This is a genomic window from Mesorhizobium sp. WSM1293 (assembly GCF_000513875.1).
Taxonomy (GTDB): Bacteria; Pseudomonadota; Alphaproteobacteria; order Rhizobiales; family Rhizobiaceae; genus Mesorhizobium; species Mesorhizobium ciceri.
In genome coordinates this window covers 437,836-459,680 of record NZ_AZUV01000004.1, presented here as the reverse complement: position 1 = coordinate 459,680, position 21,845 = coordinate 437,836, and the positions used below count along the sequence as shown (strand labels likewise).

General features: G+C 64.3%; 24 protein-coding genes. 14 read left to right on the top strand and 10 right to left on the bottom strand.

Features of this window, described 5'->3' with window-relative positions; translation table 11 throughout:
• Positions 1-82: 82 nt before the first annotated feature.
• The 4 genes from M729_RS0107825 to M729_RS0107810 all read right to left on the bottom strand — a co-directional run bounded on the left by M729_RS0107825 (position 83) and on the right by M729_RS0107810 (position 4,829).
• On the bottom strand, positions 83-1,264 hold the full coding sequence (locus tag M729_RS0107825; protein WP_027161257.1) for a PLP-dependent aspartate aminotransferase family protein: 1,182 nt from the start codon (positions 1,262-1,264) through the stop codon (positions 83-85).
• On the bottom strand, positions 1,261-2,700 hold the full coding sequence (locus M729_RS0107820) for a pyridoxal-phosphate dependent enzyme (RefSeq protein WP_027161256.1): 1,440 nt from the start codon (positions 2,698-2,700) through the stop codon (positions 1,261-1,263). The genes M729_RS0107825 and M729_RS0107820 overlap by 4 nt, the downstream gene beginning before the upstream one ends.
• Before the next feature lie 292 nt (positions 2,701-2,992).
• Complete coding sequence (locus M729_RS0107815; protein ID WP_027161255.1) at positions 2,993-4,327, bottom strand: FAD/NAD(P)-binding protein; 1,335 nt, start codon at positions 4,325-4,327, stop codon at positions 2,993-2,995.
• A 31-nt stretch (positions 4,328-4,358) separates the two neighbouring features.
• Entirely contained in the window at positions 4,359-4,829 is a 471-nt protein-coding gene (locus M729_RS0107810; RefSeq protein ID WP_013528705.1) for an Rrf2 family transcriptional regulator, read from the bottom strand.
• A gap of 641 nt (positions 4,830-5,470) precedes the next feature.
• Between M729_RS0107810 and tauA the strand changes: the two genes are divergently transcribed.
• The 8 genes from tauA (at position 5,471) to M729_RS0107770 (ending at position 12,535) form a co-directional block, all read left to right on the top strand.
• On the top strand, positions 5,471-6,484 hold the full coding sequence (gene tauA / locus M729_RS0107805; RefSeq protein WP_027161254.1) for a taurine ABC transporter substrate-binding protein: 1,014 nt from the start codon (positions 5,471-5,473) through the stop codon (positions 6,482-6,484).
• A gap of 159 nt (positions 6,485-6,643) precedes the next feature.
• On the top strand, positions 6,644-7,435 hold the full coding sequence (locus M729_RS0107800; RefSeq protein ID WP_013528707.1) for a taurine ABC transporter ATP-binding protein: 792 nt from the start codon (positions 6,644-6,646) through the stop codon (positions 7,433-7,435).
• On the top strand, positions 7,432-8,292 hold the full coding sequence (locus M729_RS0107795; RefSeq protein ID WP_013528708.1) for an ABC transporter permease subunit: 861 nt from the start codon (positions 7,432-7,434) through the stop codon (positions 8,290-8,292). The genes M729_RS0107800 and M729_RS0107795 overlap by 4 nt, the downstream gene beginning before the upstream one ends.
• Positions 8,293-8,323: 31 nt before the next feature.
• A complete protein-coding gene (locus M729_RS0107790) occupies positions 8,324-8,509 on the top strand; it encodes a hypothetical protein (protein ID WP_013528709.1) in 186 nt (61 codons plus the stop codon).
• A gap of 242 nt (positions 8,510-8,751) precedes the next feature.
• Complete coding sequence (locus M729_RS0107785; protein WP_024502225.1) at positions 8,752-9,705, top strand: sulfonate ABC transporter substrate-binding protein; 954 nt, start codon at positions 8,752-8,754, stop codon at positions 9,703-9,705.
• Between the two features lie 91 nt (positions 9,706-9,796).
• A complete protein-coding gene (ssuD, locus tag M729_RS0107780; RefSeq protein WP_027161253.1) occupies positions 9,797-10,960 on the top strand; it encodes an FMNH2-dependent alkanesulfonate monooxygenase in 1,164 nt (387 codons plus the stop codon).
• The gene (locus tag M729_RS0107775; RefSeq protein ID WP_027161252.1) at positions 10,957-11,733 is read left to right on the top strand and encodes an ABC transporter permease subunit; all 777 of its coding nucleotides are present in this window, start codon (positions 10,957-10,959) and stop codon (positions 11,731-11,733) included. The genes ssuD and M729_RS0107775 overlap by 4 nt, the downstream gene beginning before the upstream one ends.
• A gap of 10 nt (positions 11,734-11,743) precedes the next feature.
• Positions 11,744-12,535 carry an ATP-binding cassette domain-containing protein gene (locus tag M729_RS0107770; protein ID WP_013528712.1) on the top strand — a complete coding sequence of 264 codons (792 nt, stop codon included), beginning with the start codon at positions 11,744-11,746 and terminating at the stop codon, positions 12,533-12,535.
• A gap of 189 nt (positions 12,536-12,724) precedes the next feature.
• Here M729_RS0107770 and M729_RS1000000138755 read toward each other — a convergent pair whose 3' ends face one another.
• Positions 12,725-12,910: a hypothetical protein gene (locus M729_RS1000000138755; RefSeq protein ID WP_027161251.1), complete on the bottom strand. Its 186-nt coding sequence runs from the start codon at positions 12,908-12,910 to the stop codon at positions 12,725-12,727.
• 308 nt (positions 12,911-13,218) lie between these two features.
• Here M729_RS1000000138755 and M729_RS0107760 point away from each other — a divergent pair, with 308 nt between their 5' ends.
• The 4 genes from M729_RS0107760 (at position 13,219) to M729_RS0107745 (ending at position 16,532) form a co-directional block, all read left to right on the top strand.
• Complete coding sequence (locus tag M729_RS0107760; protein WP_013528714.1) at positions 13,219-13,578, top strand: septal ring lytic transglycosylase RlpA family protein; 360 nt, start codon at positions 13,219-13,221, stop codon at positions 13,576-13,578.
• Positions 13,579-13,809: 231 nt separating this feature from the next.
• Positions 13,810-15,087 carry a polyhydroxyalkanoate depolymerase gene (locus tag M729_RS0107755; RefSeq protein WP_013528715.1) on the top strand — a complete coding sequence of 426 codons (1,278 nt, stop codon included), beginning with the start codon at positions 13,810-13,812 and terminating at the stop codon, positions 15,085-15,087.
• A 234-nt stretch (positions 15,088-15,321) separates the two neighbouring features.
• Positions 15,322-15,939: a transglutaminase-like cysteine peptidase gene (locus M729_RS0107750; protein ID WP_027161250.1), complete on the top strand. Its 618-nt coding sequence runs from the start codon at positions 15,322-15,324 to the stop codon at positions 15,937-15,939.
• 359 nt (positions 15,940-16,298) lie between these two features.
• Positions 16,299-16,532: a hypothetical protein gene (locus M729_RS0107745; RefSeq protein ID WP_013528718.1), complete on the top strand. Its 234-nt coding sequence runs from the start codon at positions 16,299-16,301 to the stop codon at positions 16,530-16,532.
• Between the two features lie 84 nt (positions 16,533-16,616).
• Here the strand turns inward: M729_RS0107745 and M729_RS0107740 are convergent, their stop codons facing one another.
• The 4 genes from M729_RS0107740 to M729_RS0107725 are packed head-to-tail and all read right to left on the bottom strand — an operon-like array spanning position 16,617 to position 19,367.
• Positions 16,617-16,985 (bottom strand): helix-turn-helix transcriptional regulator, encoded by a 369-nt coding sequence (locus M729_RS0107740; RefSeq protein WP_027161249.1) that lies wholly within the window; start codon positions 16,983-16,985, stop codon positions 16,617-16,619.
• 10 nt (positions 16,986-16,995) lie between these two features.
• Positions 16,996-17,526: a Smr/MutS family protein gene (locus M729_RS0107735; protein WP_024502221.1), complete on the bottom strand. Its 531-nt coding sequence runs from the start codon at positions 17,524-17,526 to the stop codon at positions 16,996-16,998.
• Complete coding sequence (locus tag M729_RS0107730) at positions 17,523-18,638, bottom strand: murein transglycosylase A (protein ID WP_027161248.1); 1,116 nt, start codon at positions 18,636-18,638, stop codon at positions 17,523-17,525. Before M729_RS0107730 ends, M729_RS0107735 begins: the two co-directional genes overlap by 4 nt.
• A gap of 21 nt (positions 18,639-18,659) precedes the next feature.
• Positions 18,660-19,367 (bottom strand): Tim44/TimA family putative adaptor protein, encoded by a 708-nt coding sequence (locus M729_RS0107725; RefSeq protein ID WP_027161247.1) that lies wholly within the window; start codon positions 19,365-19,367, stop codon positions 18,660-18,662.
• Positions 19,368-19,584: 217 nt separating this feature from the next.
• On the opposite strand from M729_RS0107725, the gene M729_RS0107720 reads away from it, so the two are divergent.
• Positions 19,585-20,085, top strand: coding sequence for an FxsA family protein (locus M729_RS0107720; RefSeq protein WP_027161246.1), 501 nt, complete (start codon positions 19,585-19,587; stop codon positions 20,083-20,085).
• A gap of 130 nt (positions 20,086-20,215) precedes the next feature.
• Entirely contained in the window at positions 20,216-20,716 is a 501-nt protein-coding gene (secB, locus tag M729_RS0107715; protein WP_027161245.1) for a protein-export chaperone SecB, read from the top strand.
• Between the two features lie 123 nt (positions 20,717-20,839).
• On the opposite strand, the gene M729_RS0107710 is transcribed toward secB, so the two are convergent.
• Positions 20,840-21,844 carry a cytochrome d ubiquinol oxidase subunit II gene (locus M729_RS0107710; protein WP_027161244.1) on the bottom strand — a complete coding sequence of 335 codons (1,005 nt, stop codon included), beginning with the start codon at positions 21,842-21,844 and terminating at the stop codon, positions 20,840-20,842.
• Position 21,845: the final 1 nt, after the last annotated feature.

Sequence of the window (21,845 nt, the reverse complement as noted above, 5' to 3'; positions counted from 1 at the left end):
AGCCACCTCTCCCCACTCCGGAGGGAAAGGAGCCAAGGCAGGGCGATGAGGGGCAACGCTGAAGTTGCAAGTGATTGAGCTTCTAGCCCCCCAGCGCCTGCTCCAGATCCGCAATCAGATCATCGCCATCCTCGATCCCCGCCGACAACCTGACCAGCGAATCCGAAATGCCGATCTCCGCCCGCTTCTCGGCCGGAATCGAGCCATGCGTCATCAGCGCCGGGTGCTCGATCAGGCTCTCCACACCGCCGAGGCTTTCGGCGAGCGTGAACAATTGCGTGCGTTCGAGGAACTTTTTGGTGCCGGCTAGGTCGCGGTCGAGCACGGCTGTGATCATGCCGCCGAAGGCATGCATCTGCTGGACGGCGACGGCGTGCTGCGGGTGGCTGGCGAGGCCGGGATAGATGACGCGGCGGACGTCGCGGCGCGCTTCCAGCCATTGCGCGATCTTCAGGCCGTTGGCGGAATGGCGCTCCATGCGCAGCGCCAGCGTTTTCAGCCCGCGCAGCGCCAGAAAACTGTCGAACGGGCCCGAAATGGCGCCGATGGCGTTCTGCAGGAATTTCAGCTGGGCGGCCAAATCCTTGTTATCGCCGACGACGGCGACGCCGCCGACCATATCGGAATGGCCGTTGAGATATTTGGTCGTCGAATGCACGACGATATCGATGCCGAGCTCCAGCGGCCGCTGGATATAGGGGCTGCAGAAGGTGTTGTCGGCGACCGACAAAATGCCCTTGCGCCTGGCAAGTGCGGCGACGCCTTCGAGGTCGACGATGCGCAGCAGCGGGTTGGTGGGGGTTTCGACCCACAGCATTTTCGTCTCGGGCCGGATCGCGGCCTCCACGGCGGCAAGGTCGGTGAAGTCGACGAACGAGACCTGCAGATTGGCCGAGCGTTTGCGCACCCGCTCCATCAGCCGGAAGGAACCGCCATAGATGTCGTCGGTGGCAACGATATGCGCACCGGAATCGAGCAGCTCCAGCACGGTGGCGATCGCCGCCAGCCCTGACGCGAAGGCGAAGGCGGCCGAGCCGCTTTCGAGGTCGGCCACCGCGCGCTCGAAAGCAAAGCGCGTCGGGTTCTGGCTGCGGGCATATTCAAAGCCCTTGTGCACGCCGGGCGATTGCTGGCCATAGGTCGAGGTGGCGTAGATCGGCACCATTACCGCGCCGGTCAGCGGGTCGTGGCTCTGGCCGCCATGGATGGTGCGCGTCGAAAAAGCCAGTCGGTTCTTGCCGGCTGGCGGGGTGCTGCTGGTCATCGTGCGCGCCTCAGATGGTTGATCAGATCGATGCGGGTAATCAGGCCGACGAATTCGTCGCCGTCGAAGATGATGGCGACCTCGTTGCGGTCGAACACCGGCAGCAGCGCGTCCAGCGTCTGGCTGGCCTGCAGCGTGTGCAGGTTGGAGGTCATGGCCGTGCGCACCGGGCCGTTGAAGCGCTCCCAGCGGCCGTCATAAGGGCCGTCGACCTTGGCCAGTATGTCGCTTTCGTCAACGATGCCGACGAGCTTGCCTTTGTCGAGCACCGGCAGCTGCGAGACATCGGAGCGGCGCATGCGGCCATAGGCATTGAGCAGGCTTTCGTCCGGGCCGACATAGACGGTGTCGCCGGTGCGGTGCGAGCGCATCACCAGGTCGCGCAGATCGCCATGCTGCTCGTGCTCGGCCAGCCCCTGCTCGGCCAGCCAGAAATCGTCGAACACCTTCGACAGGTACTTGTTGCCGCTGTCGCAGACGAAGGTGACGACGCGTTTGGGCACCGTCTGCTCGCGGCAATAGCGCAGCGCCGCCGACAGCAGCGTGCCCGAGGATGAGCCGGCAAGAATACCTTCCTTGGACAAGAGGTCGCGCACCGCCAGCATGCTCTGCTTGTCGGGGATCGAATAGGCCTTCTTGACCAGCGACAGATCGGCATTGGGCGGCACGAAATCCTCGCCGATGCCTTCCACGGTCCAGCTGCCGGCCTCTTCCATCTTGCCGGTCTTGATCAGCGGCGCCAGCACCGAGCCGACCGGATCGGCCAGCACCATTTCGGTCTTCGGCGACACTTTTGCGAAGTAGCGGCCAAGCCCGGTCAGCGTGCCGCCCGAGCCGACGCCGACCACCACGGCATCCACGTTACCGTCGAGCTGCGAAAAGATCTCCGGGCCGGTGGTGGTTTCATGCGCCAGCGGATTGGCCGGGTTGGCGAACTGGTTGGCATAGAAGGCGCCGGGCGTTTCCGCCGCGATCTTCTCGGCCATGTCCTGGTAATATTCGGCATGGCCCTTGCCGACATCGGAGCGCGTCATGCGCACTTCGGCGCCGAGCGCGCGCAGGTGCTGGATCTTTTCGCGCGACATCTTGTCGGGCACCACCAGCACGATGCGATAGCCCTTGGGGATGCCGACCTGGGCAAGGCCGAGGCCGGTGTTGCCGGCGGTCGCCTCGACGATGGTGCCGCCGCGCTTGAGCTTGCCCTGCTTTTCAGCCGCGGCGATCATCGACAGCGCGATGCGGTCCTTGATCGAGCCGCCGGGATTCTGGCTTTCGAGCTTGATGAACAGCCGGCATTTGCCGGTGTCGAACTTGGTCAGCTCGACCACCGGCGTCTGGCCGATCAGGTCGAGCACCGACTTGTAGGGCGGACGCAGGCGGGACAATTCGGCTTCCGAGGGGGCACTGTCCAGTGCGGCGATCTCATGCTCGCTCATATCGATGCTCCATGACCAAGCGACCGCCTCTGGGCAGGGCGGCAGCGTAGCCTCTTTTCCAGCCCTTTGCAGTCGGAAAGAAGATAGATCGTGCCAATCAACCGGCCAGATGCGGAATGAAATTCCGGTTTGTGCCTCAAGGGCTTGGAGGGTGTGTTGAGATTCAGGTCAGGCCGAGCCGAAAATGGCAGATTCCGAGAACCGGAGCAGAGCGTACTTTTGGGTACGTGAGCACCGGAAGCCACAGGAAGCCGCATTTTGCAGGCCGGCATCACCTGAATATCGACACAGCCTACCCCAGCAGCTGCTTGCTCAGCCTCGCACACTGCACGCGGATATCGGGGATGGCGTCGATCTCGAAGAAGGTGCCGCGCGTCAGCGGGCCGACGGCGAGGATCTTGGCCGAAACGGTTCCGTCGCCGGCGATGATCTCGCATTTGGTCGATACGTCGAGGCCGATGCACAGCGGATCCGGCCTTGCCAGGCCGCGGTCGACCAGCGAGCGCACGACGCTGTTCGACGAGGTCGAGATGTCCCTGACGATGCCAGAGCAATCGTAGATGCGGGCGACCTCGAAGGTCTCGAGACGCTGCGTGTGACGCGACTGGACCTGGACGGTGAATTCGCCGTTGCGCGCAATGTCGACGACGCGGCCGGCGACCAGGCGGATGCGGCCGGATTGCACGGCCTCGGTGACACGGGCGTAGACCTCGGGCGCCATGCGATGGCGGTGGATGTCCCACCAGGCCTTGGTGTGCTCGACGAAGCGGCGTTTGGCGGAAGCCGGCCAGTTCTGCCAGATCTTCTGGTTGAACGGCCGCAGCCCGTCGACGACGTCACGCCAGTCGATGCCGGCCTTCTGGTTTTCCTTGATCAGGTCGCGGAACCAGCCGACGAAATAGGAGAGCTGCGTGCCGAGCGGAATGTCGGCGACGTCGAGCTTGATCGGATTGCCCTTGCGATGCGGCGAGGGCAGCAGGCCGCGCCTGGACACAGCTATGATGTCGCCGCGATGGCCGCGTTGCTCCAGCGCCAGGAAAGCATCGACCATGCTGAGGCCGGTGCCCAGCACCATGACGCCGGCGCCGGGCGGAAGTGCTGTGTCGGCTTCCGATCCCATCCTGATGGCATGGCCTTGCGCCGGCTCCTCGTCATGGCCGGTGGCCAGCACGGCGAGATGCGCAACCACGCTGGTGCCGTTGGCCAGCGCCACTTCGACGCCGGAGGCGGTGGGCGTGATCGAGAGGCTTTCCTCGCGGATCAGCCGAAGCCGACCGCTCTGCTTTTCCCGCGCTTCAAGATCGACCAGCAACTCGCCGAGATAGCGGGCATAGATGCTGCGTGGCGCATAGAAGGGCGCCTCCTCAGCCGTTGCCAGGCCGCGTTCCTGAAGCCAGCGCCAGAAATTGCCGGGATCGTCGGCATAGGCGCTCATGCCGGCGGCGCTGACATTCAGTACATGCGCCGACAGCAGCGTCGAATAGGCGATGCCCTGACCGAAATGCGGGCGCCTTTCGATCAGCGTGACGCGCAGGTCGGGATTGGGCGACTTCAGGAGATGCGCGGCCAGCACGACGCCGCTGGCGCCGCCACCGACAATGATGATGGAGTTGGCGCGCCCGGTCATAGGCATGCCTTCGCTCTGCGCAGCGCCAGTGTCAGGCCTGGACCTTCACCGCGACCGGCAGATCGCCGATGCCGACCGACAGGTCGTCGAGAGAGATATCGCGCATTTCGGCGAGGCTGCGCTGATCGAGCACCTCGGCGATCGCCTGCCGGACCTCGAGCATCAGATGTCGGACTTGGCATGTCGCCTCGTTGCAATCTTCACAGCGCTGGTACTGGGTGCGGCTGGCGCAAGGGATCGGCGCCAGCGGACCGTCGAGGACGCGCACGACATGGCCGACCTTGATCTCGTCGGCGGGGCGCGCCAGGCGATAGCCGCCATCCTTGCCCTTGCGGCTCTGGACGAAGCCGGCATTGCGCAACTCGCCCAGGATGGCGTCGAGAAATTTCTTCGGGATGTTGTTGCCGGTGGCGACGTCGTTGACGAAGGCGAGCTGCCCGGCCGGCAATCGCGCGAGGTGGACAAGCGCCTTGAGGCCGTACTTACCTTTTTTGGTGAGCATGAGATCAAATTTTCTCTGGCATGCGACGGCATGGAACCATCGGTTGCAAAACGCCTGGCGTGCGTTGCCGCCGCGTCCAAGCCCGCATGACACATAAATTCTAGTGACATGATGTACAAGCCGAGAACTGCTGATTTTGCTTCGTTTTCAAGCCGCGCGGGCCATTTTGACTAGCCTTTGTGCCCACAGGGACACAAAAGCGCACGAGTTTGGGGGCGCGATCATCGCGATATGGTGACTGCTCATCGTCGCCTCCAGTCTCAATGTCGATAAGATTACTATACTTACCCCCGAACACGCGGAATGGGTTGTTAAATCGGCGGTTGTTTGAGGCATGAATTTGCCTGGAAGAGGCCGGAAGCGGGAATTCTAATTCGCGGTGGGCGTAGGCGGAGCCATCGCCGCAGTTCAGGAGGTTAAAGGTCGGTGGGACAGAGGGGGCGCTGGCCCGCCGGCGTCGAAAGGTCTGCCCTGTGGCGACACTCTGCCCACCGCAACCACCCTATCCGCCTCACCACCTCACCATCGACAGCTTTTTTCTAACAAGCCCGCCTTCGTTGGAAGGATTTAACTCTACAAGAACCATAGAATTAGCTGACTATTATGAAGCATTCCGGTTTTTCTCTTTTCAGGAGCCCTTCATGTCCACCATTTCGCGACGCATTGTTCTCCTCTCATCAGCGGCACTTGCCGGCGCGGCCTTCCTCGGCCCGGCCCTGGCCGACGACCTCAAGATCACCATCGGCTACCAGACGGTGGTCGAACCCTCGAAAGTGCCGCAGGCCGACGGCGCCTATGAAAAGGCGACGAAGGCCACCATTGATTGGCGCAAATTCGATTCCGGCGCCGATGTCATCGCCGCGGTCGCTTCCGGTTCGGTCGATATCGGCTATGTCGGCTCGAGTCCGCTGGCGGCGGCGGCGAGCCGCGAATTGCCGATCCAGACCATCTTCATCGTCGGCCTGATCGGCGAATCCGAGGCGCTGGTGGCACGCAACGGCGCCGGCATCGAGAAAATCGCCGACCTCGCCGGCAAGAAGGTCGCCGTGCCGTTCGTCTCGACGACGCATTACAGCCTGCTCGCGGCACTGAAGCATGAGGGCGTCGATCCGAAGTCGGTCGAGATCCTCAATCTCAGGCCTCCGGAAATCGCCGCCGCCTTTTCGCGCGGCGACATCGACGCCGCTTATGTCTGGGATCCGGCGCTCGGTCAGATCAAGACGACGGGCAAGGTGGTGGTGGATTCCTCGCAGGTCGCCGCCTGGGGCGCGCCGACCTTCGACGCCTGGATCGTGCGCACCGACTTCGCCGAAAAGAACCCGGAAGCGGTGCGCGACTTCGTCAAGGTGACGGGCGCGGCATATGCCGAGTTCCTCGCCAAGCCCGAAGCCTGGTCGGTATCGTCGCCGCAGGCGGCCGCGATCGCCAAACTCACCGGCGCCAAGCTGGAAGAAGTGCCGCAGCTGCTCAAGGGCTATGTCTTCCCGACGCTGGAAGAGCAGGCCTCCGACAAATTCCTCGGCGGCGGCACGGTCAAGGCGGTCGAAGCGACATCCACCTTCCTCAAGGAGCAAGGCAAGATCGACGCCGTGCTTCCCGACTATTCGAAATACGTATCGTCGAAATACGTCACCGAGGCGCTCGCCTCGAACTAGTACTCGCTTAACGCAATTCCGGACGGAAAACCGCTTCACACTTTTCCTGGAATTGCTCTGAACGCGCGCGGATCTTTTTCCCTGACGCCGCGTGCTGACTGCCCCGGAACCGCTGACGAGGGCCGGGGCAGTCGGATTTCAACGAACCGCGAGGCATCCATGCCGCATCTCGTGCTCGACCCGCATCTCGTACTGGACAAGGTATCGATCCACTATGACGGCCAGGCAGCGCCTGCCGTCGAGCGGGTGTCGATCGATGTCGCCAAGGGCGATTTCGTCGTGCTGGTGGGCCGTTCCGGCTGCGGCAAGACCTCGCTGCTCAACGTCGCCGCCGGCCTTGTCGCGCCGGCGCGCGGTACGGCTTCAATCAACGGCAAGCCGATCACAGCACCTGGCTCGGACCGGGCGGTGGTGTTCCAGAACGATGCTTTGTTCCCATGGCTGACGGCGCGCGAAAACGTTGCCTTCGCGCTCAGGCTGCGCGGTGTCGCTCCGGCCGAGCGGGCGCGGCGCGCCGATGAGCTGCTGGCGCTGGTGAAGCTCGCCGACGCCGGCGACAAGTGCATCTGGGAGCTTTCCGGCGGTATGCGCCAGCGTGTCGGCCTGGCTCGGGCGCTCGCCGCCGAACCCGAATTCCTGCTGCTCGACGAACCGCTCGGCGCGCTCGATGCGCTGACGCGCGAGCGCATGCAGACGACGCTGCTCGATCTGTGGACGGCAAGCGATGTCGGCGTGCTGATGGTGACGCATGGCATCGAGGAGGCGCTGGTGCTGGCCACCCGCATCGTCGTGCTGGCGCCTGGCCCGGGCCGCGTGGTGCAAACTTTCGAACCCGGCTTCTCCAGGCGCTACGCATCGGGCGAGGCCATCCGCACCATCAAGGCCGACCCGGCCTTCGCCGCGGCGCGCGGCGAACTAACCGACGCGATCTTCGAAGGAGAGGCGGCATGACCGTTACCTCCTACACCGAGCGGCCGGGACACAAGGTCGACGAGGCCGACGGCCTGTCGGTGCCGTGGTCGCGGTCCAGCCCGAAACGCAAAGGCGTTTCCGCGCGCGCGGTCAGCGTGATGACCATCCTGGTGGTGCTGGCGCTGTGGGCGCTGTCGGCCCGCCTGCAACTGGTGTCGCCAGTGTTTCTGCCCTCGCCGGTTGCGGTGTGGAACAAGTTCATCACCGTCGCCCGCGACGGCTTCGTCGATGCGACGCTGCTGCAGCATGCGATCGCCAGCCTGGGCCGGGTTTTCGCCGCGCTGGTCGCCGCCATCCTCGTCGGCGTGCCGGTTGGGCTCGCCATCGGCATCAGCACGATCGGGCGCGGCATCTTCGATCCGCTGCTTGAGTTCCTGCGGCCGATCCCGCCGCTCGCCTACCTGCCGCTGGTCGTCATCTGGTTCGGCATCGGCGAACCGTCGAAGATCCTGGTGATCACTATTTCCATGCTGGCGCCGGTGGCATTGTCGACCGCGTCCGGCGTTCGCGGCGTTTCGCAGGAACGCATCAATGCGGCGCGCTCACTGGGTGCTACTCAGCGCCAAGTGGTCCGCCATGTCATCCTGCCGAGCGCACTGCCGGCGATCCTGACCGGCCTGCGCATCGCGCTCGGCGCCGGCTGGTCGACGCTGGTCGCCGCCGAACTGGTGGCGGCGACGCGCGGGCTTGGTTTCATGATCCAGTCGGCCGCCCAGTTCCTCGTCACCGACGTGGTGGTGATGGGCATATTGGTGATCGCGGCCATTGCCTTCGTGCTGGAATTCACCCTCCGCAGGATCGAGCGCGTGCTCGTCCCGTGGGCGGGACGCGAATGATTGGGAACTAGAAGAGCAGGAGAGAATGCCGATGACCCATTCCACCGCCGTGCTGTTCGCCCAAGCCGGCAATTGGCTTCTCGCCTGGACCAGGGAAAGCCAGCCGCTTGAACAGCAACCGAAATCGCCAACGCCGGTCCGCTGGGACGCCGAGCGCGACCGCCTGCCGCCACGCGACGAGAGTTTTTACTGGGCCTGGCAGTACTGGTCGCAGTGAGGGGATTGGCGATTGGCACTAGCCCCCGCGTCTTCGTCATCCTAGGGCGGAGCAAGGAGCGAAGCGACGCAGCGCAGACCCCAGGATGACGAATTCCAGGTAGCCAAAGAAGATAATTCCCATTCTCCCCTCTAACTCGCAAAATCATTCCTCTGCTAAATCTATAGAATTACCTAGCCTCATCCATCTTCCAACCGGCGAGGCCATTTCCGGCGCCGATCCGCAGCGAAGGAGAGGGATCAATGTTCAATCTAACGAGACGTGTTTTCGGCATCGGCCTGCTGGCGGCGACGGTTGCCGTGTCGTCCGGCGCCACCGCGCAGGAGCTGAAGCAGTTCAGCATCGGCTATCAGAAGACCGGCCTGCCGGTGATCGCCAGGCAGCAGCAGGTGATCGAGAAGGCACTTGAAGACAAGGGCGTGACGGTCAAGTGGGTCGAGTTCACCGCCGGTCCGCCGCTGGTCGAGGCGCTCAATGTCGGCGCCATCGATGTCGGCTGGACCGGCGACGCGCCGCCGATCTTCGGCCAGTCGGCCGGTGCCAACATCGTCTATGCCGCAGCGCTGCCGTCGAATGGCGAGGGCGAGGCGATCTTCGTCAAGCCGGCGTCGCCGATCCAGTCGGTCGCCGATCTCAAGGGCAAGCGCGTCGGTGTCGGCAAGGGCACCAGCGCGCACAATCTGCTCGTCGCCGCGCTGGAAAAGGCCGGCATCCCGTTCGACCAGATCACACCGGTCTATCTCAGCCCGGCGGATGCGGCCGCAGCCTTTGCCAGCGACCAGATCGATGCCTGGACCGTCTGGGATCCGTTCTTCGCCATCGCCGAAACCCGCTACCAGCCGCGTGTGCTGGCCCGCTCCAGCGAGGTGCTGAAGGTCAACACCTATTTCCTCGCCAACAAGGACTTCGCCAAGGCGCATCCCGAAACCGTCACCACGACGATATCAGCCTTGGGCGAGGCGGCGAAATGGGCCGACCAGAACCGCGACAAGGTGGCCGCGGCGCTGCATGAGGTGACCGGCGTGCCGCTCGACGCGCAGATCATCGCCGCCAACCGCACCAAATTCGGCATCTTCCCGATCACCGACGAGATCATCGCCGGCCAGCAGGCGACCGCAGACCGCTTCTTCAAGCTCGGGCTGATCCCGAACGCGGTCCGCATCTCCGACGCGGTGTGGACGGCACCCGGCAACTGACTTGTCCCCTGACGGCGCCGGATGAGAACGCCCGGCGCCATTTGCGTTCGCACCCATATCTCCAGGAGATCCGCCCGTGACTGTGCCAGACATGACCGCGCCTGCCAGCACCGCACCGCTCGATTTCTTCTGGTTCATCCCGACGCATGGCGACGGCTCCTATCTCGGTTCCGAGGAGCAGCAGCGGCCGCCCGAATTCGGCTACTTCAAGGAGATCGCGCAGGCGGTCGACCGGCTCGGCTTTCCCGGCGTGCTGTTGCCGACCGGCCAGAATTGCGAGGATTCCTGGATCACCGCGACGGGCCTCGCGACACTCACCGAAAAACTGAAGTTCCTGGTCGCGCTGCGGCCGGGCGTCACGCTGCCGACTTTCGCCGCACGCCAGACCGCCGCCCTCGATCGCTTGAGCAATGGCCGCCTGCTGCTCAATGTCGTGGTCGGCGGCAACCCGACCGAGCTCGCCGGCGACGGCGTCTTCCTGCCGCATGACGAGCGCTATGCCCAGGCGCATGAATTCCTGACCATCTGGCGCGGCCTGGTGTCCGGCGAGCGGGTCAATTTCAACGGCAAATATTACCGCGTCGAAAATGGCCGCCTCGACCTTCTGCCGCACCAGGAACGGCCGCCGCTCTATTTCGGCGGATCGTCGGATGCCGGCCAGGACCTCGCCGCGGACCTCGTCGACATGTATCTGACCTGGGGCGAACCGCCGGCACAGGTGGCCGAGAAGCTGGCCGCGGCGCGCGCAAATGCGGCGCGGCGCGGCAGAAAACTGCGTTTCGGCATCCGGCTGCATTTCATCGTGCGCGAGACCGAGGACGAAGCCTGGCGCGCCGCCGACCGGCTGATCAGCCATGTCACCGACGCCCAGATCGAAAACGCGCAGGCGCGCTTCCTCAACCAGATGGATTCGGTCGGCCAGCGCCGCATGGCGGAGCTGCATGGCGGCCGCCGTGACAGTCTGGTGGTGTCGCCCAATCTGTGGGCCGGCGTCGGGCTGGTGCGCGGCGGCGCCGGCACGGCGCTGGTCGGCACGCCGGAACAGATCGCCGGGCGCATCCGCGAATACCAGGCGATCGGCATCGATACCATCATCGGCTCGGGCTATCCGCATCTCGAGGAGGCCTACCGCGTCGCCGAGCTTCTGTTTCCGAAGCTCGGGCTCGGCACCAGGCGGCAGCGGGCGCATGAGAACATCGCCAACGAATTCTCGGTCGGCTTCCATGGCGCCAACCGCCTACAGGCTTCGTCATGAGCTTTTCCACGCGCCTGCATAGCAACGCCATCGGCTGGCTGCTGCCGGCGCTGATCATTGCCGGCTGGGAGATTGCCAGCCGCGCCGGCGTCATGCCGGCCAACGTGCTGCCGGCGCCCAGCGCGGTCGCCGAGGCCTTCTGGCGGCTGACGCTGTCGGGCGAACTGATCCGCAACATCGGCGTCTCGACCGCGCGCGCCCTTGCCGGCTTTGCCGTCGGTGGCTCCATCGGTTTTGCGCTCGGCCTTGCCAACGGGCTGTCGACGCTCAGCCGCGGCCTGACCGACACGACGCTGCAGATGATCCGCAACATTCCGCATCTGGCGCTGATCCCGCTGGTTATCCTGTGGTTCGGCATCGACGAGGAAGCCAAGCTGTTCCTGGTGGCGCTCGGCGTGTTCTTTCCGATCTACGTCAACACGCTGCTCGGCATCCAGAGCGTCGACCCACAGCTGGTCGAGATGGGCCGCGTCTACGGCATGGACCGGCGCGCCCTGTTCTTCCGCGTCATCCTGCCCGGCGCGCTGCCGTCGATCTTCGTCGGCCTGCGCTATGCCCTGGGCATCATGTGGCTGACGCTGATCGTCGCCGAAACCATCTCGGCCAGTTCGGGCCTCGGCTACATGGCCATGCAGGCGCGCGAATTCCTGCTGATCGATGTCGTCGTGCTGTCGATCCTGATCTATGCGCTGCTCGGCAAGCTCGCCGACAGCCTCGCCCGCCTGCTGGAGCGGCTGTCGCTCGGCTGGCATCCGGCCTTCCAGAACGGATGAGAGATTGCCCATGACCGCCGCCAGCCTGACCGCAGCCCGTTCCTTCGTCGCCACGCCGGTGCGGCCGATCGGCTCCGTCGAAGGACAGCGGGCCTTTGCCTTCAGGCATGCCGGCAAGCGCTTCGGCGACAAGACCGTGCTCGACGGCATCGACCTGGACGTGCCGGCCGGGCAGTTCCTTGCCGTCATCGGCAAGAGCGGCTGCGGCAAGAGCACGCTGTTGCGGCTTCTGGCCGGGCTCGACCGGCCGACATCGGGATCGCTGTCCTTCGGCGTCGAAGAGGAAGGACACAGCCGCACGCGCTTCATGTTCCAGGAGCCACGGCTCCTGCCCTGGGCCAGCGTGGTGGAAAACGTCGAGGTCGGGCTGACCGGCATCGCCACCGGTAGCGAAGCGAGGCACCGCGCGCTCGACATCCTCGGCGAGGTCGGGCTTGCCGACCGGGCCGACGAGTGGCCTTCGGTGCTGTCCGGAGGTCAGAAGCAGCGCGTGGCGCTGGCCCGCGCGCTGGTCGGCCACCCGCAGATCCTGGCTCTCGACGAGCCGCTCGGCGCACTCGACGCCCTGACCCGCATCGAGATGCAGCAGCTTCTGGAACGCATCTGGATCGCGCAGAAGTTCACGGCCGTGCTGGTCACGCATGATGTCGCCGAAGCGGTCGCGCTCGCCGACCGGGTCGTGGTGATCAGCGAAGGCCGGATCGCGCTCGATCTGGATGTGCCCGTGGAACGGCCGCGCCGGCGCGGTTCGGTGGAGCTGGCCCGGCTGGAGGGCAAGATTCTGGATCGGCTGTTCGGGTAGGGCTGTCGGGGGCAGGGCCCTGGAGGACCGCCTTCCCCCACTCCGTCGCTGCTTCGCAGCGCCACCTCTCCCCCCTCCGGAGGGAGAGGAAAGGAGCCAAGGTCGGCGAGCTCGCGCTTTTCCTCTCCCCCGTCGATCGGGGGAGAGGTAGCCCGAAGGGCCGGAGTGGGGGTCGACCTTTCATCAAGCTCACCCGCTTGACCGGTTCGCCCACACCAACCCGATCAGCCCGACCAGCATGGTGACGAGGCCGATATAGAGCCATTGCGACTGGCCGGTCATGAAGCTGCCGCCGACAACGCCGATGCCTTGCAGCGACCACAGCGCGCCGACGGCAAGCACAATCAACGCCAGCAGATTTTTGGTCAGCCTCATTGCCGGATCTCCCTTTTGAAGTCGATTGGTTGCAGCATCGGGACCGCGATAAAAGAGCCAAAGGAAGTGGCCCGGCCGCGCCGAGCTCTACTTGGATATTAATGTTCGATCTTGTCAAACGGATGCCCGATAGCAACACAAAGATCATCGTTGATTGATCATCGCGTGCCGGAAAATCCCTGACAGACTGTTACCCAGCGACTCCAAACGTGTGCCATTGCCACGGAACCGCCAGATCACTGCCGCATTTCCCGCCTTATTTGGCACCTAACGGCTGGGGTCTGTCAAAAACGGAGCCATCCCCAAATATGAAGAACCCAAAACAGACCGCGATTGTCGCGGTAACGATCGCTGCTGGCCTGATGGTCGGCGCTTCTTCGGCGACCGCCGCCGCCCAGTGCGGCCGCGCCTCGTGGTACGCCCTGCACTCCAGAACCGCCTCGGGCGAGCGCATGAACCCGTCGGCGATGACCGCCGCGCATCGCACCTTGCCTTTCGGCACCAAGCTCAGGGTGACCAACAAGAACAACGGCCGCAGCGTCGTCGTGCGCATCAACGATCGCGGTCCGTTCATCAAGGGACGCGTGCTCGACCTGTCGAAGGGCGCGGCCGGCCAGCTCGGCTTCATCGGCTCCGGCCACACTTCCGTGTGCATGGCGCGCGTCTAGAGCTTCCTGTGTCCGGCAAGGGCCGGACACACTACCTACACATTTCGCAGCCGCACACTGAGCCGGCTGGCGCCGTTCGGCCCCGATTTCCATGGCCTTGAACCAAAGAAGCATTGGTCACGCAGCGTGACGTATTGCATCGCAGCAATTAGTTGTTAACTTCCCCGCGAGACATTTAGGCTCGGCGCTGCTCGTCGTCCCTTCGGTCGCAGGCAGCAGCGGGGTTTCTCGATGTTCTACCAGCTCTATGAGATGAACCACGCCGCCCTGCAGCCGGCGCGCCTCTATGCCGACGCGGTGCGGATGTTCTACTCCAATCCGCTCAATCCGTTTTCCCACACGCAATGGGGCCGTTCGATCGCGGCGACGGCCGAACTGTTCGAGCGCACCACGCGCCGCTACGGCAAGCCGGCCTTCGGCCTGAGCAAGACCGTGGTCGACTGGAAGAGCGTCGAGGTCGCCGAGAAGACCGTCTGGTCGAAGCCGTTCTGCAATCTCGTGCGCTTCGAGCGCGCTGTCCCCGCCGGGCGCAAGCCCGATCCGAAGCTTCTGATCGTGGCGCCGATGTCGGGCCATTATGCGACGCTGCTGCGCGGCACGGTGGAAGCCATGCTGCCCTATGCCGACGTGCACATCACCGACTGGGTCGATGCCCGCATGGTGCCGCTTGCCGACGGCCAATTCGATCTCGACGACTACATCGACTATGTCATCGACATGCTGCACACGCTCGGGCCGGACACGCATGTGATGGCGGTGTGCCAGCCTTCCGTGCCGGTGCTGGCCGCCGTGGCGCTGATGGAATCCAAGGGCGACCCGTTCGTGCCCTCGACGATGACCTTGATGGGCGGGCCTATCGACACGCGCAGCAACCCGACCGCGGTCAATCTGCTGGCGCAGGAAAAGGGCATCGACTGGTTCCGCGACAATGTCGTGATGCATGCGCCGTGGCCGGTGCCAGGCTTCGGCCGCGAGGTCTATCCAGGCTTCCTGCAGCTGTCCGGCTTCATGAGCATGAACCTCGATCGCCATATCATCGCCCACAAGGACTTCTTCATGCATCTGGTGAAGCATGATGGCGACAATGCCGAGAAGCACCGCGATTTCTACGACGAGTATCTGGCGGTCATGGACCTGACGGCCGAATTCTACCTGCAGACCGTCGACACCGTCTTCGTGCGGCAGGCCTTGCCAAAGGGCGAGATGACGCATCGCGGCACCAGGATCGATCCGTCGGCGATCCGCAACGTCGCGCTGTTCACGGTCGAAGGCGAGAACGACGACATATCAGGCCTTGGCCAGACCAAGGCGGCGCATGATCTTTGCCCCAATATCCCGGCTGAGCGGCACGCCCACTACATGCAGCCGGCGGTCGGCCATTACGGCGTGTTCAACGGTTCTCGCTTCCGCTCCGAAATCGTCCCGCGCATCGTCGACTTCATCACCAGCTATGGCCGCCAGGAGCGTGTCGCGGTGAAGCCGAAGCTGGTCCGCGCCGCCAAGAGATAATGCACGTCGTCCAAAATTGCGGGTTTTGGGACGATGACCTGCATAAAACCAAGCTTAACGGCGACAAACCATGCGATTGACCGGTAAAAGCCGGCCGGCTGGCTGATTCTGTTGCACAAGTGCCGCTGTCCAGCCCCTCGGGTAACCATGCCGACAATCCGACCGTCGTCGTAATTGACACGGACTGTAAATCCCCCTTAACCTTTCGTTAATAACAAAGGGTGAGCGGGGACAATGATTTCCTCATCGATGGCGCGACGGCTGCGCGTGTATGTGGCGGCCGGGCTGGCAATGACGGCGGGCTGGGTGGCACCGGCCTTGGCGGGTGGAGCGATGGCGACCGGGGGGCTCACCTCGCAGCCGATCGGCCACTATGATTTCTGCAAGCTGCATCCGGGCGAGTGCTCGATCCGCCCGACCAATCTGGCGCCGGCTCAGATGACCGACGCGCTGATGCGCAAGCTTCTCAATGTCACCGCCAGGGTCAACGCCGCCGTCAAGCCGATGAGCGACATGGACATCTACGGCAAGGACGAGGTCTGGGCTTATCCCGACAAGGGCGTCGGCGATTGCGAGGACTATGTGCTGGAAAAGCGACGCCAGCTTTCGCGCATGAGCATCTCGCTTGCCGATCTTCTGATCACTGTCGTGCGCAAGCCCGACGGCGAGGGCCACGCCGTGCTGACGGTGCGCACCGACGACGGCGACTATGTGCTCGACAATCTGACCGACAAGGTCAAGCCATGGGACGCGACCGGCTACCGCTTCCTCAAGCGGCAGGCGATCGACAACACCGGCCGCTGGGTCTCGATCCGCGGTGGCCAACAAGTTCTGGTCGGCGCGGTTCAGTAGGCACCAGCAACGGCGGCTTCCCAGGGGCGGCATCCAACGCTTCGTCATCACAGGGCGGAGCAGGAGCGAAGCTCCGTCGCGAAGACCCGGGATCCATGCCGTGATGCCGATGAAGAACGCTGCGGCGCAGGAACAGGCGCCTGCAATCGTCATACCGTCATCACCAGATCTTTTGCACCGTCGCGACGCTCGCAACTCGCGGCATGGATCCTCGGGTCTGCGCGTCCGCTTCGCGTCCGCTCCGCCCGTGGATGACGAAATCGATGGGCCCTCCGCCAGAATTCGCATTTCTCCGTGAACCATTTCGCTCCGGCCAGCGACACACAGCCGTGAACCGAAACCAACCATGGAGACTTCAGATGACTGCTTTTCTGCGAAACACCCTTCTTGCCGCTATCGCGGTGTCGAGCATGGCCGGATCCGCCATGGCCGATCAGACGACCAGCTGTGCCAAAACCAACCTCAACGACCTCTGGGCCGGCCGCTGTTGCGGTGATGCCGGGGCGTCGGACTGCCTGGGCGGCGGAAACAATGGCCACGACCACGGCGATCATGGCCGGGGTGGAAATGGCGGCACCGCCGGCAAGAAATGATCTCACCACTTTGCCCGCCGGCGGGCCGCCGGCGGGCAAAGTCCTCGTGAGGCAGGCGAACTTGTACCGGCGCGGACCGTCAGGCTACGGCCGCTGGTTCAACGCCGCGCGGATCGATGCGGTGATGCGGCGAAGCTCGGTTTCGTCGAGTTTCTCGATGTTTTCCGCCAGCAGATTGGCGAGCTCGGTAGCGGCGGGGGAAAGACCCGACGTGTCGAGTTTTACACGCGGGTGCGAGGCCTCGGCCAGCCGCGCCAGTTCCTCGGCATCGTCCCAGATGATGTTGAAATAGCCGATGATCTTCTGGATCAGCGTCCAGGTCGGGGCGCCTCGCCTGCCATGTTCGAGCGCCGACAGATAGGCGGCGCTGACGCCGATCGCCGCCGCCATGTCCTTCTGGCGGACACCGCGTTCGCCTCTCAGCGTCCGCAGCTTCTCGCCGAACGGAGTCATGCCCCCGTCCTCATGAACGGACCCGCCGCAGGCGGATATAGAGCGCACCCGAACCGCCATGATTGCGGGCGGCATGGTCGTGGCTGGAGACGAGTGGCCGGAAGGCAGGCGTCGACAGCCAGGCCGGCACGGCGCGCCGCAACACGCCATCGCCGCCGGAGGACGAGCCCTTGCCGGTGATGACCAGGACATAGCGGACGCCGCCGGCATGCGCCCGGTGCAGGAACGAGAACAGCAGCGAGTAGGCCTCGTCCTGCGTCATGCCGTGCAGATCGACGCGGCCCTCGATCGGCAGCCGGCCCTTCGACAATTTGTCCAGCGTCGGTTCGTCGAGGCGGTGCGTGACATGCTGCGCCTTCGGCTTCGCGGTCCCTGCGACATTGGCGACGGGCTGGGCGGGCTGCGACTGGCTTGGCTTGGCCTCGGCAGGAATTTCGGGGATATCGACGGCAAATTTCCCCTTCAGCGGCTTGGCCGTGCGCGCCACCAGGTTCCACAGAACCCGGTCGTCCTCGCTGAGCTTGTCCGGGCGCCGGGTCATCGGACCGCACCCGCAATGAGCGCGCGCGGCACCAGTGCATAAAAATCCGCGGCATTGCGGACCACGCCGGCGATCTCGCCGGCGGCATCGCCCGAACCGGCGAACAGGTCGCCCCGCGCCGGCCCGGTGATGGCGGAGCCAGTGTCCTGCGCGATCATCAGGCGGCGGAATGGTTTTGCGTCGAAAGCGGCGAGCGTCGGCGCGTCGATGTAAAAGGGCGTGCCGAATGTGTGCAGCAGGCGGTCGACGGCGATCGAGCGGCCCGGCGTCAGCGGCACCTTGGCGGCGGCGATCGGACCAAGGGCAACGTCCTCGACATCGGCGTGGCGGAAGAAGATGTAGGAGCGGTTCTGCCACAGGATCTCGTCGACGCGGTCCGGATGCGCCTTGAACCAGGCGCGGATCGACTGCATCGTCACTTCCGCCAGCGGGATCTCGCCAATCTCGCTCAGGATCCCGCCGGGTCCGGTGAAGCGCTGGCCGGATTTGGCGGCATAGGTGACGCGGGCAAGCCGGCCGTCGGTCATGGCGAGGCGTGCGGCACCTTGCACGTGAATGAAGAAGGCATCGACCTTGTCGGCCAACCAGGCGATTTCCAGGCCCTTGCCATCAAGCGCGCCGCGCTCGATCTCGCCACGATCATGATATTCGACCGGCCCGTTCCGCGTCTGGCGCGCGAAAGCGAGATAGGGGGCCAGGCCCGGCGGCCGGTTTGCGTCATCGATATCGACGAGATCGGCCGGGCGCGACAGCAGCGGCACCGAAAACCGGTCCGTGCGCACCGGTGACGCCTCGACTTGCGGTTCATAGAAACCGGTGACGAGCCCATTTTCCGCAGGGATAAGCGCCGGCACAAAATGGTGCTCGAAGAAGGCGCGGGCGTTCCCGCGGGTCAAAACCGGCGACCGATTCGCCGGCGAAACGGTCCGGGCCTCGGCGTAGGCATCCGCAAAGGCGTCGAAGTCGACGCCGAGCGCGCCGCTGCGATAGGGTTTGGTCAGGACATGGAAGGCCGAGCGGCGAAAGGCGGCGAAGGCCGCCGAATGGTCGTCATCGTTCCAGCCGGGCAGATCGCCGAAGGCTTTCTCGACAAAAAGAGACGATAGCGACACCGGAGCCTCGCCGCGTATTCCCTAGTCTTCTTCCTCGGTGGCGACGAGCTTCCAGTTCGGATCGCGCGAGCGCGTGTCGCGGGCGAAGGTCCAGACATCCTTGACCTCGGCGACGGTTTCCGGGTCGCCGTCGATGACGGCGCCGGCCTTATCGCGGGTCGCCGAAATCAGCTCGCTGATGATGCGCAGCGTGACATGCGCCTCGCCGCCCTTCATCTCGGCCGAGACGATGTCGGCCTTGTCGATGCCGACGAAGGAGGACTGGATCTTTTCCGCCTTGGCCTCGCGCTCGCCGATGGCGGCGACAAAACCGTCATAGACCTCGCGCGACAAAAGGTTCTTCAGCGTTTTGCGATCGCCGTCGGCATAGGCCATGACGATCATCTCGTAAGCCATCTTGGCGCCGTCGACGAAACCCTTCGGCTCGAAGGACGGATCATTGTCCTTGATCGTGCGCAGGCCCTTGTTGAGGTCGGTATCGGGCTTGGCGAAAGCGTCGATCGCGGCATAGGCGTCAGGAGCCGGCTCGCCCGGCGGACGCTTGCGCGGCAGCGAGACGACGTTTTCGGATTTCTGGGCGGCATCCTTGTCGCTGGTGCGAGCCGCCGAATAGGGATCGAAGGGCGGCCGTTCGCTGCCGGTGCGGCGGCCCAGCACATTGCGCAGCTGGAAAAAGATGACCACCGCCGCAATCAGGAAGAAAATCGTGCCGAAGTCGAAGAATCCCATATCTTCCGCCAATCAATCCCTGCCCTGTGGCCGGACCGTCAGGCCCAATGGCCGCGGTCGCATAGCGTTCAACATTCAAAGCATATAGAACGCAAGGCGCAATCATTCAAATCAAAGGCAGGCATACCTATCTAACAGCCTCGGTGCCAGCGGCGATTGCCAGTTGGCGGCCAAAACAATCAAAACGGTCATAACGATCGAAAAAGGTTGGCAAGACTTGCGCATTTCGTTGCTTCCCTTCTTTCTCTTTGCACTGCCGCTGCTGGAAATTGCCGGTTTCGTCATCGTCGGCCGCGAGGTCGGCGCGCTGGCGACGGTAGGCCTCGTGCTGGCCTCGAGCATCGCCGGCGTGCTTTTGCTCCGATACCAGGGTTTTGGTGTCATGACCCGCATCCGCACCGAGATGGCGGCCGGCCAGAACCCCAGCCGCCACCTTGCGCACGGCGCCATGATCGTGGTTGCGGCGATCCTCCTGATCATCCCCGGCTTCATCACCGACATCATCGGCCTGCTGCTGTTTCTGCCGCCGTTGCGCGACTTTGCCTGGAGCCGGTTCAAGGGCCGCATTGTCGTCGCTACCGATTTCTCGACCGGCGGTTTTCGTGGCCGCCAGCGCGACAGGGTCATCGACCTCGAAGACGGCGACTATTCGCGCGAGGACGATCTGAAGCGCGGCCCGGATCACAACTCGCCGTGGCGCCGCCTGAAGGACGATTAGCGCGCCGTCCCATCTCCATGCCGCAGCCGGGAAGCAAGGCGGCAAACCTTGTCTTGTCATCCCCGCCATGGTAGCGAACGCCCGATTTCAATTCGGTCAGCGACGCTGCCCAGGCAAGAGGACAAGGCTTATGGCCAGCAAAGATGACGCGCCGGTCGGCGCAGCCAACGGAAACGGCAATGCGGCGCAGCCGTCGCTCAACGTTCTGGCGCAATATGTGAAGGACCTGTCCTTCGAAAGCCCCGGCGCGCCGAATTCGCTGCGCGGCCGCGACAAGGCGCCGGGCATCGCCATCAATGTCAACGTCAACGCCAACCCGCTCTCCGACAAGCAGTTCGACGTCAATCTGACGCTCAACGCCAAGGCGTCCTTCGACCAGGAAGTGCTGTTCAATGTCGAGCTGGTCTATGGCGGCGTGTTCGCCATCGCAGGCTTTCCGCAGGAACACATGCTGCCGATCCTGTTCATCGAATGCCCGCGTCTTTTGTTCCCGTTCGCCCGCCAGATCATCGCCGAGGCAACCCGCAATGGCGGCTTCCCGCCGCTGATGCTCGACCCGATCGACTTCGCGCAGATGTTCCAGCAGAAGCTGGCCGAGGACCAGGCGGCGTCCAATATCAAGGTGAGCTGAGCTCGGCTGTCTCGTAAGCGTTCGAAAAGCCCGGCCTTACGCCGGGTTTTTTGTTTGGTGCTGGCGGGACAGCGAATCCTGACGAAGGCACGGTAGCTGCTGCCACCTTCACCCCCGCCAACCTCAATCATATGTCAAATCCGTCGCCTTGCCGCCGAACACCCGGTAGGCATAGAACGAATAGAAGATGATGACCGGCAGCACGACCACGGTGCCGGCCAGGATGATGGCCAGGCTTTCCGGTGCCGAGGCTGCCTGCCAGATGGTCAGGCGATCCGGCACCACGAACGGGTAGAACGACCAGGCGAGGCCGGCAAAGCCAAGCGCGAAGATGGCCGCCAGCGTCAGGAACGGCGTCAGTGAATGGCGGTCGTCGGGCTTCGGCAGATGGAAGGTCTGCCGCCACAGCCACAGAAACAGCAGCGCCGACAGGATCGGCAGCGGCGACAGATAAAGCATCTCCGGCCAGACGAACCATTTGTCGAAGATGCGCGGGCTGGCGAAGGGCGTTGCCAGCGACACCGCCGCCATGCCGAGCGCGGTCAGCACCAGTGCGGTGCGCAGCCAACGCACCGCCTTCTTCTGCAGCTCGCCTTCGGTCTTGTAGATCACCCAGGCGGCGCCCATCGCCGCGTAGGCGGCGGCAAGGCAGAACGCCACCAGCACGCCGAACGCCATGCCGCCGAGGCCGACATCGAGGCCGAGCACATAGACACCCAGCATGTAGCCCTGCGCCAGCGAGGCGATGAGCGAACCCAGGAAGAAAATACGGTTCCAGCGATGCTTCCGGCCAGCTGGCACCTTGGCGCGGAAATCGAAGGCGACGCCGCGCAGGATCAGCCCGAGCAAAAGCACGAAGACCGGAATGTAGAGCGCCGTCAGGATGACGCCATGCGCCAGCGGGAAGGCGACCAGCAGCAGGCCGACGGCCAGCACCAGCCAGGTTTCGTTGGCGTCCCAGAACGGGCCGATCGCGGCAATCATCGTATCCTGTTCGGCGTCTTCGGCGGCGGCGAACAGGATGCCGATGCCGAGATCGAAACCGTCGAGAATGACGTAGATCAGGATGGCGAGGCCCATCAGGCCGGCGAAGATGAGGGGAAGCGCGGTTGGCCAGTCGAAGCTCATC

Coding starts and splice junctions, on each gene's coding strand:
- M729_RS0107825 (WP_027161257.1), bottom strand. CDS start 1,264: ATGACCAGCAGCACCCCGCCAGCCGGCAAGAACCGACTGGCTTTTTCG.
- M729_RS0107820 (WP_027161256.1), bottom strand. CDS start 2,700: ATGAGCGAGCATGAGATCGCCGCACTGGACAGTGCCCCCTCGGAAGCC.
- M729_RS0107815 (WP_027161255.1), bottom strand. CDS start 4,327: ATGACCGGGCGCGCCAACTCCATCATCATTGTCGGTGGCGGCGCCAGC.
- M729_RS0107810 (WP_013528705.1), bottom strand. CDS start 4,829: ATGCTCACCAAAAAAGGTAAGTACGGCCTCAAGGCGCTTGTCCACCTC.
- tauA (WP_027161254.1), top strand. CDS start 5,471: ATGTCCACCATTTCGCGACGCATTGTTCTCCTCTCATCAGCGGCACTT.
- M729_RS0107800 (WP_013528707.1), top strand. CDS start 6,644: ATGCCGCATCTCGTGCTCGACCCGCATCTCGTACTGGACAAGGTATCG.
- M729_RS0107795 (WP_013528708.1), top strand. CDS start 7,432: ATGACCGTTACCTCCTACACCGAGCGGCCGGGACACAAGGTCGACGAG.
- M729_RS0107790 (WP_013528709.1), top strand. CDS start 8,324: ATGACCCATTCCACCGCCGTGCTGTTCGCCCAAGCCGGCAATTGGCTT.
- M729_RS0107785 (WP_024502225.1), top strand. CDS start 8,752: ATGTTCAATCTAACGAGACGTGTTTTCGGCATCGGCCTGCTGGCGGCG.
- ssuD (WP_027161253.1), top strand. CDS start 9,797: ATGACCGCGCCTGCCAGCACCGCACCGCTCGATTTCTTCTGGTTCATC.
- M729_RS0107775 (WP_027161252.1), top strand. CDS start 10,957: ATGAGCTTTTCCACGCGCCTGCATAGCAACGCCATCGGCTGGCTGCTG.
- M729_RS0107770 (WP_013528712.1), top strand. CDS start 11,744: ATGACCGCCGCCAGCCTGACCGCAGCCCGTTCCTTCGTCGCCACGCCG.
- M729_RS1000000138755 (WP_027161251.1), bottom strand. CDS start 12,910: ATGAGGCTGACCAAAAATCTGCTGGCGTTGATTGTGCTTGCCGTCGGC.
- M729_RS0107760 (WP_013528714.1), top strand. CDS start 13,219: ATGAAGAACCCAAAACAGACCGCGATTGTCGCGGTAACGATCGCTGCT.
- M729_RS0107755 (WP_013528715.1), top strand. CDS start 13,810: ATGTTCTACCAGCTCTATGAGATGAACCACGCCGCCCTGCAGCCGGCG.
- M729_RS0107750 (WP_027161250.1), top strand. CDS start 15,322: ATGATTTCCTCATCGATGGCGCGACGGCTGCGCGTGTATGTGGCGGCC.
- M729_RS0107745 (WP_013528718.1), top strand. CDS start 16,299: ATGACTGCTTTTCTGCGAAACACCCTTCTTGCCGCTATCGCGGTGTCG.
- M729_RS0107740 (WP_027161249.1), bottom strand. CDS start 16,985: ATGACTCCGTTCGGCGAGAAGCTGCGGACGCTGAGAGGCGAACGCGGT.
- M729_RS0107735 (WP_024502221.1), bottom strand. CDS start 17,526: ATGACCCGGCGCCCGGACAAGCTCAGCGAGGACGACCGGGTTCTGTGG.
- M729_RS0107725 (WP_027161247.1), bottom strand. CDS start 19,367: ATGGGATTCTTCGACTTCGGCACGATTTTCTTCCTGATTGCGGCGGTG.
- secB (WP_027161245.1), top strand. CDS start 20,216: ATGGCCAGCAAAGATGACGCGCCGGTCGGCGCAGCCAACGGAAACGGC.
- M729_RS0107710 (WP_027161244.1), bottom strand. CDS start 21,844: ATGAGCTTCGACTGGCCAACCGCGCTTCCCCTCATCTTCGCCGGCCTG.